The sequence below is a fragment of the Streptomyces umbrinus genome (assembly GCF_030817415.1).
Classification (GTDB): domain Bacteria; phylum Actinomycetota; class Actinomycetes; order Streptomycetales; family Streptomycetaceae; genus Streptomyces; species Streptomyces umbrinus_A.
Map to the genome: position 1 here is coordinate 5,443,817 of NZ_JAUSZI010000002.1, position 16,415 is coordinate 5,460,231.

14 protein-coding genes are annotated in these 16,415 nt (G+C 70.7%); 5 read left to right on the plus strand and 9 right to left on the minus strand.

What is annotated here, in order from left to right; genetic code table 11:
• Window positions 1-37 precede the first annotated feature (37 nt).
• From QF035_RS23640 to QF035_RS23650, 3 genes are read right to left on the minus strand one after another with little or no spacing between them, the layout of a single operon-like run.
• Window positions 38-922: an acyl-CoA dehydrogenase family protein gene (locus QF035_RS23640; RefSeq protein ID WP_307522537.1), complete on the minus strand. Its 885-nt coding sequence runs from the start codon at window positions 920-922 to the stop codon at window positions 38-40.
• A 4-nt stretch (window positions 923-926) separates the two neighbouring features.
• Entirely contained in the window at window positions 927-2,081 is a 1,155-nt protein-coding gene (locus tag QF035_RS23645) for an acyl-CoA dehydrogenase (protein WP_307522538.1), read from the minus strand.
• Window positions 2,081-3,274: an amidohydrolase family protein gene (locus QF035_RS23650; RefSeq protein ID WP_307522539.1), complete on the minus strand. Its 1,194-nt coding sequence runs from the start codon at window positions 3,272-3,274 to the stop codon at window positions 2,081-2,083. Before QF035_RS23650 ends, QF035_RS23645 begins: the two co-directional genes overlap by 1 nt.
• Window positions 3,275-3,427: 153 nt before the next feature.
• Here QF035_RS23650 and QF035_RS23655 point away from each other — a divergent pair, with 153 nt between their 5' ends.
• Complete coding sequence (locus QF035_RS23655) at window positions 3,428-4,939, plus strand: class I adenylate-forming enzyme family protein (protein ID WP_307522540.1); 1,512 nt, start codon at window positions 3,428-3,430, stop codon at window positions 4,937-4,939.
• On the opposite strand, the gene QF035_RS23660 is transcribed toward QF035_RS23655, so the two are convergent.
• Window positions 4,918-5,430 carry an EF-hand domain-containing protein gene (locus QF035_RS23660; protein WP_307522542.1) on the minus strand — a complete coding sequence of 171 codons (513 nt, stop codon included), beginning with the start codon at window positions 5,428-5,430 and terminating at the stop codon, window positions 4,918-4,920. The two genes, QF035_RS23655 and QF035_RS23660, sit on opposite strands and share 22 nt — an antisense overlap.
• 176 nt (window positions 5,431-5,606) lie before the next feature.
• On the minus strand, window positions 5,607-5,981 hold the full coding sequence (locus QF035_RS23665; RefSeq protein WP_200396613.1) for an STAS domain-containing protein: 375 nt from the start codon (window positions 5,979-5,981) through the stop codon (window positions 5,607-5,609).
• A gap of 411 nt (window positions 5,982-6,392) precedes the next feature.
• On the opposite strand from QF035_RS23665, the gene QF035_RS23670 reads away from it, so the two are divergent.
• A complete protein-coding gene (locus tag QF035_RS23670) occupies window positions 6,393-6,956 on the plus strand; it encodes a sigma-70 family RNA polymerase sigma factor (RefSeq protein ID WP_307522543.1) in 564 nt (187 codons plus the stop codon).
• Complete coding sequence (locus QF035_RS23675; RefSeq protein ID WP_307522544.1) at window positions 6,953-8,338, plus strand: zf-HC2 domain-containing protein; 1,386 nt, start codon at window positions 6,953-6,955, stop codon at window positions 8,336-8,338. Before QF035_RS23670 ends, QF035_RS23675 begins: the two co-directional genes overlap by 4 nt.
• Window positions 8,339-8,531: 193 nt before the next feature.
• Here QF035_RS23675 and purU read toward each other — a convergent pair whose 3' ends face one another.
• On the minus strand, window positions 8,532-9,398 hold the full coding sequence (gene purU, locus QF035_RS23680) for a formyltetrahydrofolate deformylase (protein ID WP_055617932.1): 867 nt from the start codon (window positions 9,396-9,398) through the stop codon (window positions 8,532-8,534).
• 146 nt (window positions 9,399-9,544) lie between these two features.
• Window positions 9,545-10,045, minus strand: coding sequence for an SCO4402 family protein (locus tag QF035_RS23685; protein WP_307522545.1), 501 nt, complete (start codon window positions 10,043-10,045; stop codon window positions 9,545-9,547).
• Between the two features lie 117 nt (window positions 10,046-10,162).
• Between QF035_RS23685 and QF035_RS23690 the strand changes: the two genes are divergently transcribed.
• Complete coding sequence (locus QF035_RS23690) at window positions 10,163-11,458, plus strand: ABC transporter substrate-binding protein (protein WP_307522547.1); 1,296 nt, start codon at window positions 10,163-10,165, stop codon at window positions 11,456-11,458.
• Window positions 11,459-11,560: 102 nt separating this feature from the next.
• On the opposite strand, the gene QF035_RS23695 is transcribed toward QF035_RS23690, so the two are convergent.
• Window positions 11,561-13,687 (minus strand): hypothetical protein, encoded by a 2,127-nt coding sequence (locus tag QF035_RS23695; protein WP_307522549.1) that lies wholly within the window; start codon window positions 13,685-13,687, stop codon window positions 11,561-11,563.
• Between the two features lie 214 nt (window positions 13,688-13,901).
• Complete coding sequence (locus QF035_RS23700) at window positions 13,902-15,287, minus strand: transcriptional regulator (RefSeq protein ID WP_307522550.1); 1,386 nt, start codon at window positions 15,285-15,287, stop codon at window positions 13,902-13,904.
• A 380-nt stretch (window positions 15,288-15,667) separates the two neighbouring features.
• Here QF035_RS23700 and QF035_RS23705 point away from each other — a divergent pair, with 380 nt between their 5' ends.
• Window positions 15,668-16,327, plus strand: a complete 660-nt coding sequence (locus QF035_RS23705; RefSeq protein WP_307522551.1) for a bifunctional DNA primase/polymerase — start codon at window positions 15,668-15,670, stop codon at window positions 16,325-16,327.
• The last annotated feature ends 88 nt before the right edge of the window (window positions 16,328-16,415 follow it).

Below are 16,415 nucleotides of genomic sequence, written 5' to 3' on the forward strand. Positions count from 1 at the left end.
CGTCATGCCACGATCGACGGCAATGGTCGTGCACAGTTCACGTCCGGGGCCCTGGTGCGGCGATCCGCAGATCCTCCGCGAGTGCTTCCTCGGCCTCGGCCGCGCTCTGCCCGCGACGGGCCCGCAACCAGGCACGTTTGAGGTGAAGGTGCACGTCGGACTCCCATGTGAATCCCATGCCGCCGTGCACCTGGAGGCAGTCGCGGGCGCCGAGCTCGGCGGCCTCGTCGGCCAGCAGTCCGGCCGTCGCGATGTCGAGCGGATCGGCCGTGACGGCGGCCGCGTACACCGCACCACGCGCCACCTCCACCCGCACCAGCATCTCCGAGCACAGGTGTTTCACCGCCTGGAAGGCCCCGATCGGCTGCCCGAACTGCTCACGGGTCCGGGCGTGTTGCACGGCCAGTTCACAGGTGCGGGAGGCGGAGCCCAACTGCTCGGCGGCGGTCAGCAGCGCGGCCACCGGGTCGGGCGGCGCGACCCGGGGCACCCGGTGCAGCGGAGTGAGCGGATCCGCCGAGCGCATCGCGACGGCTCCCGTCACATCGCCGCGTACGACGTCGGCCTCGTCCAGCCACTCGACGAGCGTACCGTCGACGGCCGCGACGACACTCTCCCCGGTGGCCGCTCCGGGCACCTCGCCGACCGCGAGGTGCGTGGCCACGAGAGGTCCGGTCAGCAGCGCCCGGCCGGCCTCCTCGAAGGCCAGTACCGCCTCCGGGAGTCCCAGTCCGACCCCGCCCGCCGTCTCGGGCAGTCGCAGCGCGAAGAAGCCCGCCTCGCCCAACTCCCGCCAGAGCGCACGGTCGAGCCCTGGGGCGTCCACGGCGGCCCGCAACTGCTCCCGTCCGAAGCGCCGGTCCAGCAGTTCGCGTACACCCGCCCGCAACGCCCGTTGATCATCAGTGAGTTGGAAATCCATACGGTCATCGCCCCTTCGGGAGGCCCAGGATCCGTTCGGCCACGATGTTCCGCTGGATCTGCGAGGTACCGGCCGCGATGGTGTACGAGAGGGACGACAGCCGGTCCAGCGTCCACGGGCTGTCGAGGTCGAGCGCCTCGGGGCCGAGCACGTCGGCCGCCGCGTCGTACAGGTCCTGCCGCGCGCGCGAGTAGCTCAGTTTGAAAACCGAACCCCCGATGCCCGGTACTCCGCCCGACCGCTCCGACTCGCTCACGTTCCACTGCGTGAGCCGCCAGAGCGCACGGAACTCGGCATTCAGCCGACCGAGCCTGCGCCGCAGTGGCACATCGTCCCAACGGCCGTTCTTCCGCGCCTCGCGCGCGAGTTCACCGAGGACGCGCCGACAGGCCACCACCTCGCCCACGAAGGCCGTCCCGCGCTCGAACGACAGCGTCACCATGGTCACGCGCCAGCCGTCGTTCTCCTCGCCGACCCGGTTGGCGACGGGCACCCGCACCTCGTCGAGGAACACCTCCGCGAACTCGGTCGAACCCGCGAGCGTACGCAGCGGACGGACCGTGATCCCCGGGGCGTCCATCGGCATCGCGAGCCACGAAATCCCCCGGTGCTTGGGCGCCTTCGCATCCGTCCGCACCAACAGCTCGCACCAGTCGGCGACTTCCGCGTGGGAGGTCCAGATCTTGGAGCCGCTCACCACGTAGTCGTCGCCGTCCCGCCGCGCGCGCGTGCGCAGTGCCGCGAGGTCCGAGCCGGCGTCCGGCTCGCTGAACCCCTGGCACCACACCTCCTCGCCACGCAGCACGGGCGGCAGCCAGCGTGCCCGCTGCCCGGCGCTCCCCTCGGCCGCGATGGTGGGCCCGGCGTGCAGCAGCCCGACGAAATTGGCCCCTACGTAGGGCGCGCCCGCCTTCTCCGTCTCCTCCAGGAAGATCAGGTGCTGCGTGGGCGTGGCTCCGCGGCCCCCCGCGTCGGCGGGCCAGTGGAGCCCCGCGTACCCGGCGTCGTACAGCATGCGCTGCCAGCCGAGGTCGTACGCGCGCCTGCCGGGCCAGTCGTCGGGGGAGGGTTTGGGGGGCAGCCCGGGGAGGACCTTCGCGAGCCACTCCCGCAGGTGCGCCCGGAACTCCTCCTCCTCGGGCGTGTAGGAGAGGTCCATTACTTGTCGAGGTCCAGGCCGAGCATGCGGATGGCGTTGCCGCGCATCAGCTTGTAGACGGTCTCGTCGTCGAGGCCCTTCATGTGGTCGAGGGCGACCTCCTTGGTGTGCGGGAAGGTCGAGTCGACGTGCGGGTAGTCGGTCTCGAAGGTCGCGTTGTCCCGGCCCACCACGTCCAGCGACGCGACGCCGTGCTTGTCGCGGAAGAAGCAGCAGAAGATCTGCCGGTAGTAGTAGGTGGAGGGCGGCTCGGGGATCAGGTCCCTGACCCCTCCCCAGGCCCGGTGCTCCTCCCACACGTCGTCGGCGCGCTCCAGGGCGTACGGGATCCAGCCCATCTGCCCTTCGGAGTAGGCAAGTTTGAGCTGCGGGAACTTCACGAGGACCCCACTGAACAGGAAGTCCATCATCGAGGCCATGGCGTTGTTGAAGCTGAGCGAGGCCTGGACGGCGGGCGGAGCGTCCGGCGACGCGGCGGGCATCTGGCTGCTGCTGCCGATATGCATGTTGACGACGGTGCCGGTCTCCTGGCAGACCGCGAAGAACGGGTCCCAGTAGCCGGAGTGGATGGACGGCAGCCCGAGGTGGGTGGGGATCTCGGAGAAGGTCACGGCTCGCACGCCGCGCGCCGCGTTCCGCCGGATCTCCGCGACAGCGAGCTCGATGTCCCAGAGCGGAATGATGCACAACGGAATCAGCCGCCCCCCACTCCCCCCGCACCACTCCTCGACCATGAAGTCGTTGTAGGCGCGCACGCAGGCCAGCGCGACCTCCTTGTCGTGCGCCTCGGCGAAGGTCTGCCCGCAGAACCGCGGGAAGGTCGGGAAGCACAGCGAGCCCTCGACGTGGTTCGCGTCCATGTCCTTGAGCCGCTCGACCGGATCCCAGCAGCCGGGCCGCATCTCCGCGCGCGTGATGCCCTCAAGGGTCATCTCGTCCCGGTCGAAGCCGACGGCGGCGATGTTGCGCTTGTACGGGAACTTCAGGTCCTCGTAGATCCACCAGTCGGTCGGCGGCCCGTCCGGGTCCATCGTGATCTGGTACTTGCCCGCCACATAGGCGAGTTCGCCGATCCCGGCCGTCAGCGGCTTGGGGCCGCGGTCCTGGTACTTCTTCGGCAGCCAGGTCTCGAAGAGGTTCGCGGGCTCGATCACATGGTCGTCGACGCTGATGATGCGGGGCAGTTCGGTCATGGGTCCCCTCCGCCGGGCCAACTGCGGGTATCTGACGGACCGTCAGCTACAGGTCCCCTAGAAGGCTAGCCCCGCACCCCTGGACCGACAAGGCACCGAGCCCTACGCTCTCCAGCCAATCTGACTACCCGTCAGCTGTGAGGAGCACGGGCCATGACGACGGACACCGCACACGCACTGGGCGCCTCCCGCACCTTCTGGGAACTCGTCGAGCGTCGCGCCGCGCTCACCCCCGACCGCCCCGTCCTCCTCCAGGACGACCGCACGCTCACCTTCGAGGAGCTGCGCGCGGGCGCGGAGCGGACCGCGGCCGGCCTCCATGACCTGGGCGTGCGCCCCGGCACGGTGGTCGCCTGGCAGTTGCCGACCCGCATCGAGACGGTCGTGCTCGCGATGGCCCTGGCCAGGCTGGGCGCGGTCCAGTCCCCGGTGATCCCCTTCTACCGGGACCGCGAAGTCGCCTTCGCCGTAAGGGAGTCGGGGGCCGCACACTTCGCCGTACCGGGCGAGTGGCGCGGCTTCGACCACACGGCGATGGCGGAACGCATCAACGCACCCGGCGTCTTCGAGGCGTACGACTCCCTACCCGAGGGGAACCCTTCCGTCCTGCCCCCGCCCCCCACCACGGGCACGGACGTGCGCTGGATCTACTGGACCTCGGGGACCACGTCCGACCCCAAGGGCGTACTGCACACGGACCGTTCGCTGATCGCCGGCGGCTCCTGCCTCGCCCACGCGCTGCACCTGTCGGCCGACGACATCGGCTCGATCGCGTTCCCCTTCGCGCACATAGGCGGCCCCGACTATCTGGTCATGCTGCTGCTGTACGGGTTCCCGGCGGTCCTCTTCGAGAAGTTCGGACTGCCGGACGCGCTGGAGGGCTACCGCAAGCACGGGGTGACGGTGGCGGGCGGCTCGACGGCGTTCTACTCGATGTTCCTGGCCGAACAGCGCAAGCAGCCGGACGCCAGACTCATCCCCACCCTGCGCCTCCTCGCGGGCGGCGGCGCGCCGAAGCCGCCCGAGGTCCACCACGCCGTCGTACGGGAGATGGGCGTCCGGCTGACCCACGGATACGGCATGACCGAGGTCCCGATGATCACGATGGGCTCGCCCGACGACTCGGAGGAGAACCTCGCGACGACCGAGGGAAGGCCCCCGGAGGGGATGGAGATCCGGATCGTGGACGGGGAGGTGAGACTGCGCGGAGAAGCCGTCTGCACGGGCTATCTGAACCCCGCGCAGACCACGGAGGCCTTCGACGAGGACGGTTTCCTGATCACAGGAGACCTCGGGCACCTCACGCCCTCCGGCCATCTGGTCCTGACGGGCCGCCTGAAGGACGTCATCATCCGCAAGGGAGAGAACATCTCGGCGAAGGAGATAGAGGACCTGCTGCACCGCCACCCGGCGGTAGGAGATGTCGCGGTGATAGGCCTGCCGGACGCGGAACGCGGCGAACGCGTATGCGCGGTGATCGAACAACCGGACAAAACTCCGCAGTTGACGCTCTCCGCCATCACCGACTACCTACGCTCGGAAGGGCTGTCCGTGCACAAGCTGCCGGAGCAACTGGAGCTGGTGGACGCCCTTCCGCGCAACGAGACCCTGCGGAAGGTGCTCAAGTACAAGCTCAGGGAACGCTATTCGGGCACCGTGAAGTAGCGGGCGAAGGCGCTCACGATCTCCGGCTCGGTGACCCGGCCGTCGGAGTCCGCATCCAGCGCGCCGGCCGCGGCGGTGGCGACGGTCTCGGGCGCGCCGAGGGCCTTGAGGGCCCGCGCGATCTCGTCGACGGTCGCCGCCGAGTCCCCGTCGCCGTCCGCGATGGCGAGCGCCGCGTCCAGGAACGGGCGGGCGATCTCGGCGAACCGGTCGGCGTTGTCCCGCAGCCGCTTCACCGCGCCGCCCACGAACTCCTCGCGGGTGATCCGCTGGTCGCCGTCCCGGTCCGCTATTCCGGCCATGCCCTGCCAGAAGGCCTCCGCGCCGATGTAGAGGGCCTGGCCCTTGTCGGACCGGGCCGTCGTGCCGAACTCGGCGAGCAGCGCCTTGGTCGCCGCGTTGAAGTCCTCGCGGTCGATATAGCCGTTGCCGTCCTGATCGAAGGTGGCGAACCGGGCGGCGATCTTTCGCTCGTACTCGGTGCTGACCATGTCTTTTCGGGCCGCCTTACATCACGTGGGTACGTCTGGCAGGGAGCGTACGACGACCGGGGCCCTCGGGGAGCGGGAAAACGACGCTTGTGCCAAGACCGGGGAAATACCGCGACAACCGTGTCGCGGAGTTACCGGACGATCTTCCCCTCTACTTGACCCGCACGTGACGCGAATCACGCGGACAGGGAATCCGGCTCGTCGTCGACAGCGGCACCGACATCGGGATAGACGTCGAAGAGCCGGCGCACACCCAGGGCGCCCAGCACCCTGTTGACGTGGGATCCGTCCACGGCGCCCTGCGCGGGAAGGATCAAGCGGAGGCGCCCCTGACATGAGCGGAGCAGTCGCCGGCTCGCGATCAGCACCCCCACACCACTGGAGTCGCAGAACAGGACTCCGGAGAGATCGAGGACAACACTGTGCCGCCCGTCGGCCACGGCGTCGTGCACGCGCTGCCGCAGCACCGGTGACGTCACCAGATCCATCTCGCCCGACACCCGGAGCACGGCCCAGCCGCGCTGCTCGCCGTCGGTCACCCTGAGCGTCACGCGCCTGCCCCTCGCTCGACGTTGTTGGACCCTGACGGCCCGACGACGTCGGACCCGGAAACGGAACCGGAAGTGGTCCTGTCATTTCCCTGGTGCGCGGCTGCCCCACCCTCACTCCATGAAACACCGGATGCGGAATCGAAGCGTGCCCCAGTTGGGCTGTTTCGGTCGAGAACGGTCTAGTACGGTCGATCCTGATCGCACCGAGCCACGGCAGACACACGCACACCGTGAGGAGCCACACGCACAGCGTGATCGGGGCATTACCATCCGCAGCTCCGCGAGGGGCGCGCATTGCCACAAAGGGGCGTGCGTTGTCAGGGGTGCCGACTACATTCGGGAGGAAGCCGGAGAGGAGAATCCGGTGGACACAGGGACAGGCGCACCGCACGACCGGGGGTGAGGGGCCGCATGACCAACAAGGACGCGCCGCCCCGCTGGGACCGCAAGATGCAACAGCGGCTCGCACGCGGGGAGGCGGCCGCGCTCGGTGAGCTCTACGACCGATTCGCTTCGCTCGTGCACGGCCTCGCCCATCGCGTGCTCGGAGACGACCGGGCCGCCGACGGCGTCACCCGCGAGGTCTTCGCCCACGTCTGGGAGAACCCGGAGGCGTACGACCCCAAGCAGGGCCCCCTGCGCTCCTGGGTCGCCACACTGACCCACCGCCTCGCCGTGCAGCGCCTGCGCGCGACGGAGACCGCCGCGCTCGCCCACGACTGCTCGGGCAGCACCGAGGAACTGGAGCGCAAGGTCCGCCGCGCCTCGGTGGCGGCCCGCGCCGACTACATCGTCCAGTCCATGCCCGCCCCGCTGCGCGCGGCCCTGGAGCTCGCCTACTTCCAGCGCCGCGACTACCGCCAGACCGCCGCCGACCTCGGCGTCACCGAGGACGAGGCCCGCCGCCGCCTGCGCCTGGGCCTCCAGCTCCTGTCGACAGCCCACGACACGGGCCGCTCCGGGGGTGCCCGATGAAGGGCACCGAGGCACACGACAGCTACGGGGAGAAGCCGGACCCGGAGGACCACAACGCCCCAGTGGGCCCCCAGAGGGACACCCCACCCCCGGAGAACGGCCCGGGCGGCCCATCAGGCCCAGAACCCCCCGAGCCCAGTAGCTCTCGCACCCCCGACGAACCCCCACACATACCCATGCCACGCACATCGGTCGAGGACACGGGCCTCCCCCTCCCCGAACCAGCCCCCGCTCCCCTCTTCCTCGAACACCGGGTCCTCAAATCCCTGCTCGGCGCCTGGGCCCTGGCGGCCTGCTCCCCCGAGGAGACGACAGCGGTCGAGGACCACCTGGGCACCTGCGGCGCGTGCGCGGACGAGGCCCTGCGCCTGCGCGACGCGGTGGGCCTCCTGCACCCGCCGGAGAGCCTCGACCTGGACCCCACCCTCCGCACCCGCGTCCTGGAAAGCTGCCTGGACCGCCGCCCGCCCCGCATCCCGGTCCCCGAGTGGGCAACGCCGTACGACGCGGAGACGGCCCGCCTGGACGCCCTCCTCCAGGACATCGGCGACGCGGAGTGGCACGCTCCCGTACGCCTGCGCTGGTTCGAGGGCGACGAACAGACCAGCCGCCGAACCACCGTCGCAGGCGTGATCGCCCACCTCCTGACCGTCGACGGCCTGGTAGCCCTGACCCTGGGCCTGGACGACCCCCTCGAAGCCCAGGCGGACGCCCCCACCCCCGAGGCCCGCACAGAGGCCTTCTGGACCACTTCACACTTCCCGCCGACCCGTTCCGTACGAACCCCCTGGCGCGAGCAGGCCCACAACCTGGTCCGCACGGTCGCCTTCGCGGCTGGGGGCACCTCCCGCGCGAGCGGAGCCGAGCGTGGGGGAGGCTCCGGCCGCCTCCCGGTCTCGTACGGCGCGTTCGAACTCCCCCTGCGGGACTCGATGCTGGACCGCGCCTTCGAGACCTGGGTCCACGCGGGAGACATCGCCGAGGCGGTCGACTACCCCTACGAACCGCCGTCGCCCCGCCACCTGCACGCCATGATCGACCTGGGCGCCCGCATGCTCCCCACAGCCCTGGCCGCCCGCCGCCAGGCAGGCCTCGCCACCCCCGGCCAGACCCGTCACCTGGTCCCGGCCGGCACCCCCGGCCGCAGCCTCCGCCTGGAGATCGAGGGCCTGGGCGGCGGCGAATGGCTGATCCCCCTGGACTCCCCCGGCGCCCTGCCCTCCCCCGACCACGAGGTGGCCCACATAGCCCTGGACGGCGTCGAGTTCTGCCAACTGGCAGCAGGCCACGTCTCCCCGGACGAAGCAGCAGCGGGCCAGCTAGGAGACCGAGAGGCGATCAGAGACGTCCTCTTCGCAGCAGCGTCACTGAGCCGCATGTAGCGCGCAAGCCGCCCCCCGGCCCGCACCCGCCCCACGCACGGGAGCGGGCCGTGCCGGTACGTCGAAAGTCCGCCGCATACGGCTCCTCCAGGAACGGTCTCCCTCGAAAGCCAACGGCCGTACACCCCGCCGCGGCGGACTCGACGTACCGGCACGGCCCGCGCCCCCACGACAACGCAAGGCGCGACGCACCTCAGTCAAAAACGACGGTCCGCCGCCCGTTCAACAGAATCCGCCGCTCCGCATGCCACTTGACGGCCCGGGCAAGCGCCTGGCACTCCACATCACGCCCCACAGCGACAAGCTGCTCCGGCGTGACCTGATGCCCCACCCGCTCGACCTCCTGCTCGATGATCGGCCCCTCGTCGAGGTCGGCCGTCACATAGTGCGCGGTCGCACCGATCAGCTTCACACCACGAACGTGCGCCTGGTGGTACGGCTTCGCGCCCTTGAAGCTAGGCAGGAACGAATGATGGATGTTAATGATCCGCCCGCTCAACTGCTTGCACAGATCATCAGAGAGCACCTGCATGTACCGAGCGAGCACGACCAGCTCGACACCCTGCTCCCGCACGAGCTCCAGCAACTGCGCCTCGGCCTGCGCCTTGTTGTCCTTGGTGACCGGAATATGGTGGAACGGCACATCATAAGAAGCCACAAGCTCGGCAAACTCGGTGTGATTGGACACCACGGCCGCGATCTCAACGGGAAGCGCCCCGATCCGCGCCCGGAACAACAAATCATTCAAACAGTGCCCGAACTTGCTGACCATCAGCACGACCCGCATCCGGTCCTCGGCCCGGTGGATCTGCCACTCCATCTGGAACGAGTCACCGATCGCCGCGAAGCTGGCCCGCAGCTTCTCCACCGTCACCGGCGACTCCGCCGAGAAGTGGACCCGCATGAAGAACAGCCCCGTGTCATGGTCACCGAACTGCTGACTGTCCTCGATGTTGCACCCGGTCATGAAGAGATAACTCGACACGGCGTGCACGATGCCCTGCTTGTCAGGACAGGAAAGCGTAAGGACGTACTGCTCGGTCACGGACTGCTCATTCATGCCCGCCAGGGTCCCACAAACCCAGCCGAGCCAGACCACACGTCCCGCCTGCCGGACCGGGGGCCGGGCCCCTCAGGGGCGCGAGGAACTGCGCGAGCAACCCAAAACAACCCGCACGCACAACCAGACCTCAGCCAGGCCAGACCTCAGGCGGACCGAGTCATGATCCGCAGAACCTCAAGCGTCCGAGGCGGCACATCGGGATCCTCCCCATCACTCACCGCCATCCGAACGTGCGCATCCCGAGCAGCCCGCACAGCCTCGGGCCACCCCTGATGTTCGAGATAAACGGAGACAGCGGCATCAGGCCCCACCTGATGCATGATCCGCAGCACCCGAAGCACGGCGGAATCGACGAGTGCCGCCTCCTGCGAGTCCCGGAAGATCGTCCCCACGTATTTCTCGGCGGACCAGTTGTCCAGCCAGGTGTCCTCGACGAGGCGATAGACGGCGTCGGTCACATCCCCGTACCCGTCGACCCCCGCGAGCCAGACCCCTCGCTGGAACTCGGTGTCGGAAAGCATGTGCAGCGCGGAGCGCACATTGCTGCGCCAGCGCCACCACGGCATGTCGTTCAGTGGCATGCCGCCCATGGTGGATGAGCGACGCCCGCGACGGGAAGAGTTCTCCGAACCTTGCACGGTCACCGATCGTACGTTCTCGCCGTTTCGTCCCACCCCGCACCCCGGAGTTCACCTTCTGGTCACCAAGCGTTGACCGTGGGTCACACCGGCCGTAGCGATGTGACGGAATCGTGCGTGTCCATGACCGGCAGGCGACGCACCCGCACCTTCCTCCCCGCCCACCACCGTCCCGCCAAGGCCAGAGCGCTGTCCGCGGGCGCGTTGGCGGCGTGTGCGTCCATAGCCGTCGGATGCGGTGTCGTCCCTGGTACCACGGGGGGTTCCGGGGACGACCCCATAACGGTCATGACATGGGCGCCCGAGAAGACCAAGGCGACCAACAAGCCGGGCATGCCCGCCCTGGCACTGGCGTACGCCCGCTGGATCAACTCCAAGGGCGGCATCAACGGCCGCAAGCTCAAGGTCCTCACCTGCAACGACCACAACGACACGGTGTCCGCGGCCAACTGCGCCCGCCGCGCGGTCGACGAGAACGTCGTCGCGGTCGTCGGCTCGTACAGCCAGCACGCCCGCTCCTTCTTCTCCCCGCTGGAGGCGGCCGGCATCCCGTATCTCGGCGGGTACGGGGTCACGGACGACGAGTTCACCAGCCCGCTCTCCTACCCGGTCAACGGCGGCCAGCCCGCCCTCCTGGCAGGCCTCGGCCAGCAGCTCGCCAGGAACTGCGGCCCCGTCACCCTCGTACGCCCCGACACGATCGCCGGCGACGAGCTGCCCGTGCTGCTCGACTCCGGTCTGAGCGCCGGGGGACATTCGGCCGCCGTCGACCAGCGGGCCGCCGAGGACGCCACGGAGTACTCGAACCACGCGGACCAGGCGCTTCGGCGGGTCACGGAGGATCCGACGGAGGAGGGATGTGTGGTGCCCGCGCTCGGGGACCGCACGGACACCTTCATGGACTCGTTCCGGCGTGCCCGCGAGGCGTACCCGACGGTGCGGACGGCCTCCGTGCTGGGCAGCGTCGACCAGTCGGTGATCGACGCGACGGGCAGCGCGTACGAGGGCTCGTACGTCACCGGCTGGTACCCGGCGTCGCGCGACAAGCGGTGGAAGCCGATGCGCGAGGTCATCCGGGAGGAGGCCTTCGGCGACAACCGGATCGACGAGTCCGACCCCGGGGTGCAGACGACCTGGGTCGCCTACACGGTGCTGAAGAAGGCCGTCGAGTCGCTGGGCGACGGCGAGGTGTCCTCGCGGACGCTCCGGCGGACGCTCGACGACGGCCTGAAGATCAACACGGGCGGGCTGACGCCGACGCTCAGCTGGAGCTTCGACGACCTGACCGCGTCGAGCGGCTTCCCCCGGCTGGTCAACTCGGACGTGTCGTTCCAGGTGGTGCGCAAGGGCCAACTGGTCTCGGCCCGCAAGGGGTTCGTGAACGTGTCGAAGGTGCTGGAGAACACAGAAGCGTCCTGAAACCGGCCGACACCCACCGGGCGCCGCCCCCCGTCGACCTCGCAGGACCCACCGGCCCCGCAGGACCCGTCGACCTCGCGCAGGCCCCACCGGCCCCGCCGATCACAGCTGCCCGGGCTGGCGCTCCGTCAGTCCGTAGGTCTGGGCGATGGAGTTCCACAGCTTCGCGGCCTTGGCCTTCTGCGTGGTCGCGGTGCCGCTCTCCCGGTTGCCCGCCGCGGTCTGGCCCGTGTTGCGGGCCTGGCCCTTGCGGCAGCCCTTCTTGCCCGCGGTCTGGTCGGCCCAGGCCGCGTAGTGGGTGTCCGCCGCGGAGGAGGCCTTCCAGGCGCTGTTGAGCGCGGCGGTCAGCTGCGCGTGGTTCGGCAGCTTGTCGACCGAGAGGTCCGCGAGGCTGGTGACCAGGCCGTCGCGCTGCTTGGCCGCGTTGCGCAGATCGGTCGCCGCCTGGCCCAGATTGGAGCACTTGCGTACGTTGCCGACGGCCTTGACCACCGAGTCACGGCTGTCGCCGCTGTCCGCCAGGAGCTTGTCCAGGGCCACGGCCTGTTCCTTGGCCGGGTCTGCGGACGCGGAGGCCGAGTCGTCGGTAGCGGGCGCGGTCGCCGCCACCGTCGTGTTGTCGTCTCCCTTGTCGCCCCCGCCACCGCTGAGCAGGGCGCCCGCGCCGATGCCGAGTACGGCGATGCCCACGCCGACCGCGGCGATCACAGGCACGCGGGAACGGGTGCGGCCACCGCGGCCGTTGTCACCGTCCGCCGCGCCTCGGCGTGCGCCGCGACCTGCGGGACCCTCGGGTACGCCCGGGCCACCGGCGGCACCGGGACGGTTCGGGGTGCCGAAGCCGGCCGCGGCACCATGTCTCCCCCGCGGCTGGCCGACTCGGGGCAACTGCTGCGTGGAGCCTCCGGCGTCGGCCCGGAAGAGGTTGTCGAACTCGGCCGGCGGCTGCTGCCGGTCCTCGGGTACGCCCGGGCGCACCCCGTACTGCGCCGCGCCGGGCTGGGCCGGTACGGGCGCGATGAACTGCGTGGGCTGGGCGTCGGGGTCGACGGCGGGCGGCAGGGGTCCGGCGCCGCTGCCTCCGGACACCGGTCCCGGCCCGTCCGGCCGGACCCGGCCGAGGTACCGCGTGGACTCGGAGGACATCGCCGTGGGTGCCGCCCCCGCGGGGGGCATCTCGGGCGGCAGCGCACCGGGACCCACCGGGGGAAGGAGCTGTGTGGCGCCCTCGTCGACGGACGGCGCGGCGGGAACCGGCGGCAGGTACTGGGTCGCACCCTCGTCCATGGCGGCGACGGGCGGCAGCGCACCGGCACCCGCACCAACTGGCGGCAACGGCGCGGCAGTCTGACCACCGGCTGCGTACGGGCCGGGCGTCTGGCCACCGGGAGCCTGCGGGTAGCCGTAGCCACCCGGTGCCTGCGACCCGGCGGAACCGCCCTGCGGCTGCGGCTGGGGCGCCGCGTGGCCCGCGGGGGCCTGCGGGTAGCCGTAACCGCCCGGAGCCTGCGCCCCGGCAGGACCTTGTGCGTGTGCTTGTCCCTGCGCATTCTCGGGTGCGTACGGGCCCGGAGTCTGCGGGGGGCCGTACCCGTTCATCGGTGCGCCCTCGTGCGGGAGAGGTGTCCCGGCGCCCGAACCCTGCTGGGGCACGGAGCCCGCTCCGGGGTTCTGCGGCGGAAGCTGGCCGCCGGAGTTCGGCGCCTGCGGGCCGCCCCACGGGCCGCCCGCCGTGCCCTGCGCACCGTACTGGGCCGTCGGATCGGCGTACTGCGACGGCTGCCCGGCGTATCCGCCCTGCGCACCGGCACCGGCACCGGCACCGGAGCCCGGGGCCGACCCGTCCCAGCCCGGAGTCTGGGCTCCCGCGTCCGGAGCCTGGGCTGTCCAACTCGAGATCTGCGGGGGCGCGTCCTGGGCCGGGGCGCCCGGAGCCGGAGCGGCCCCGCCCTGGCCCGTGTGCTGCGTACCCCAGCCGGGGGCCTGCGCACCCTGGTCCTGGCCCGCATTACCCCATTCACCGGTCGGCGTCCAACCCTGCCCGGGCTCCGGAGAGGCCCCCGAAGCGGGTCCCGGACCCCACGGCTGGTCCCAGGCCTGACCGCCCGCCGGAACGGCGCGGTCGCCCGTCTGGCCCGGCAGGAGGGGTTCGCCGCCGTCGGACGGCAGCACGATGCCTTCGTGCGCGGGCCGCGCCGAGGGCTCGTCGCCCTGTCCGTTGTGCGTCACCGGGACTCCTACGAATGGGGGACCTTCGGAATCGTCGGTTCACGCTACCGGGTCCCCACAACCCGGTGCCACGCAGCACAGGTCGTGACGGCAGTCTCCGGGGGCGGCAGTAACGAATCCGCCCCCCAAGACGCTGTTCATGCCTCCTTTCGCCTCAGGGCCCTCCGTTCACCCCGCGTTCACTCCCGCGTAGATCTCAGGTCTGTCCGGCGGATCAGGCCGCCGCCTGCAGGTCCATGCGCGCCCCGAACTCCCGTACCACCGGCTCGTCCCGGTAGGGCTCCAGGCGCTGTTGGAAGTCGTCCAGGTACTCCGCCCCGCGGTTGGAGCGCAGCGTGCCGAGCAGTTCGACCGCGCGCAGACCGGTGTGACAGGCCTGCTCGACCTCACGCTGCTGGACCTGCGCGGTGGCCAGCAGTACGTAACCGATGGCGCGGCGCCTCGCACGCGTCTCGGGGTGCCCGGCGAGGGATTCCTGCGCGCACCGCGCGGCCGCCTCCGACTGCCCGAGGTCCCGGTGACAATGCGCCAACTCGTCGGCCAGATACGCCTCGTCGAAGTGCGCGATCCACCGCGGGTCGTCGCCGGAATCCGGATCGGCCTGCTCCAGCGCCGCCACGGCCCGTCCGGACGCCGCCTGTGCCGAACGCGCGTCACCCATCAACGCGTGCCCCCGCGCCTCCGCGGCGTGGAACATCGACTCCGCGCGCGGTGTGACCCGCCCGCGCGCCCCCTCCTGCGCCGCCCGCGCCAACTGGGCGATCTCCCGCGGATTGCCGAGCTGCGCCGCCAGGTGGCTCATGGACGCGGCGAGCACATACCCGCCGTACCCGCGGTCGCCCGCCGCCTGCGCGAGCCGCAGCGCCTGGATGTAGTACCGCTGCGCGAGCCCCGGCTGTCCGGTGTCGACCGCCATGTAGCCGGCCAGCTCCGTCAACCGCGCGACCGCCGCGAAGAGTTCACGCCCGACCGCTTCCCGGTACGAGCCCGCCAGCAGCCCGGAGACGACACTGTTCAGGTAGTGCACGACGACCGGGCGCACGTGCCCGCTGCCGTACTGGTGGTCCAGGTCGACCAGCGCCTGGGTCATCGCGCTCACCGCCGCCACGTCGGACTGCCCGACCCGTGGCCCGGCCGCACGCGACACCTGCGCGTCCGGCGAGGAGATCAGCCAGTCCCGGCTCGGCTCGACGAGCGCGGAGGCCGCGACGGACGAGCCGGACAGGAAGTCCCGCCGCCCCACGTCGCTGCGCCACAGCTCGCAGACCTGCTCGATCGCCCCGAGGACGGTCGGCGAGAACTGCAGCCCCACGCCGGAGGCGAGGTTCTTGCCGTTCGCCATGCCAATCTCGTCGATCGTGACGGTCCGGCCCAGCTTGCGGCCGAGCGCCTCGGCGATGATCGCGGGCGCCCGCCCGCGCGGCTGCTGTCCCCGCAGCCAGCGCGCCACGGACGTCTTGTCGTAGCGCAGATCGAGACCGTGCTCCGCGCCGCACATGTTGACCCGGCGGGCCAGCCCGGCGTTGGAACAGCCCGCTTCCTGGATGAGCGCCTGCAGTCGTTCGTTCGGCTGCCGCGCGACGAGAGGCCTTGCGGCCATTGGCGTACCCCCTGTGGCTGCGGTGCCTGCCCACGCACCGAGTTGACGGTCCTCAGTGACCGGGACCTCCCGCGCCCCTGCGGGGAGCGAAAAGATCCGGCCTCGAAGATCAATGCCCCGCGGACATACCGAAGATGCGAGACATGTGAGGATTGCCGGGGTAAAGGCTGCTGCCCGCCCCTCCGGTGGCTACCCACCCCCCGCTGCCGCCTCCCATGCGCGCCCCCACAGATGCATCCATGCGCCCCACGTGTGGAATCGGTGCTCCTCCCCCGCGCGCGGGGGATAAAGAGGTGCAAGCCCGAAGGGTTTTCCCAAGAAGGGCGGTGGCGGGAGACGGGTGGGCGTAACCCCTGGTGGGTGCGGGAGTTGAGTTCAGCGTGGAAGAGACGATCGCAGGCACCGAGACCGCCCAGATCCCGAAGCAGCGAGGCGAGTCGCTGCAGGACATCGCCGTGCGCTATGCCGAAGAGCGCCATTGGGACGTGTTCCCAGGCACTTGGCTGGAAGCCGCCGACGGGGTGCAGCGCTGCTCGTGCGGCGAGCCCTCGTGCGCCGTGCCCGGCGCGCATCCGGCGCGTGAGGACTGGGCGACGCAGGCCACGGGCAGTGCGACCGTCGCACGTCGGCTGTGGGCGAAGCAGCCGTCGGCATCGATCCTGCTGCCCACGGGGCGGACGTTCGACGCGATCGACGTCCCCGAGACCTCGGGGTTTCTCGCGCTCGCCCGGATGCGGCGGATGGAGCTGACGCTCGGCCCTGTGACGTGTACGCCGGACCGGCGGATGCAGTTCTTCGTGTTGCCGGGTGCCGCTGTGAAGGCGCCCGATCTTGTGCGGAAGCTCGGGTGGCCGCTTGCTTCTCTTGATCTGGTTGTGATGGGGGAAGGTACGTATGTGGCTGCGCCGCCCACGCGGTTCGGGGCGCGGGGGGCTGTGCAGTGGGCCTGCCGGCCGACTCCGGCGAATCGGTGGCTGCCGGATGCGGAGGAGTTGATCTCGCCCTTGGCTTACGCCTGCGGGCGGGACGCTCGTCGGTGAGGAGCCGTTCGGGTTCGGTGTGATCTGCCGTCTGCGGGTCGTCTTGGGCTGAGCGCGCAGTTCCCCGCGCCCCTATCGGGGCGCCCCA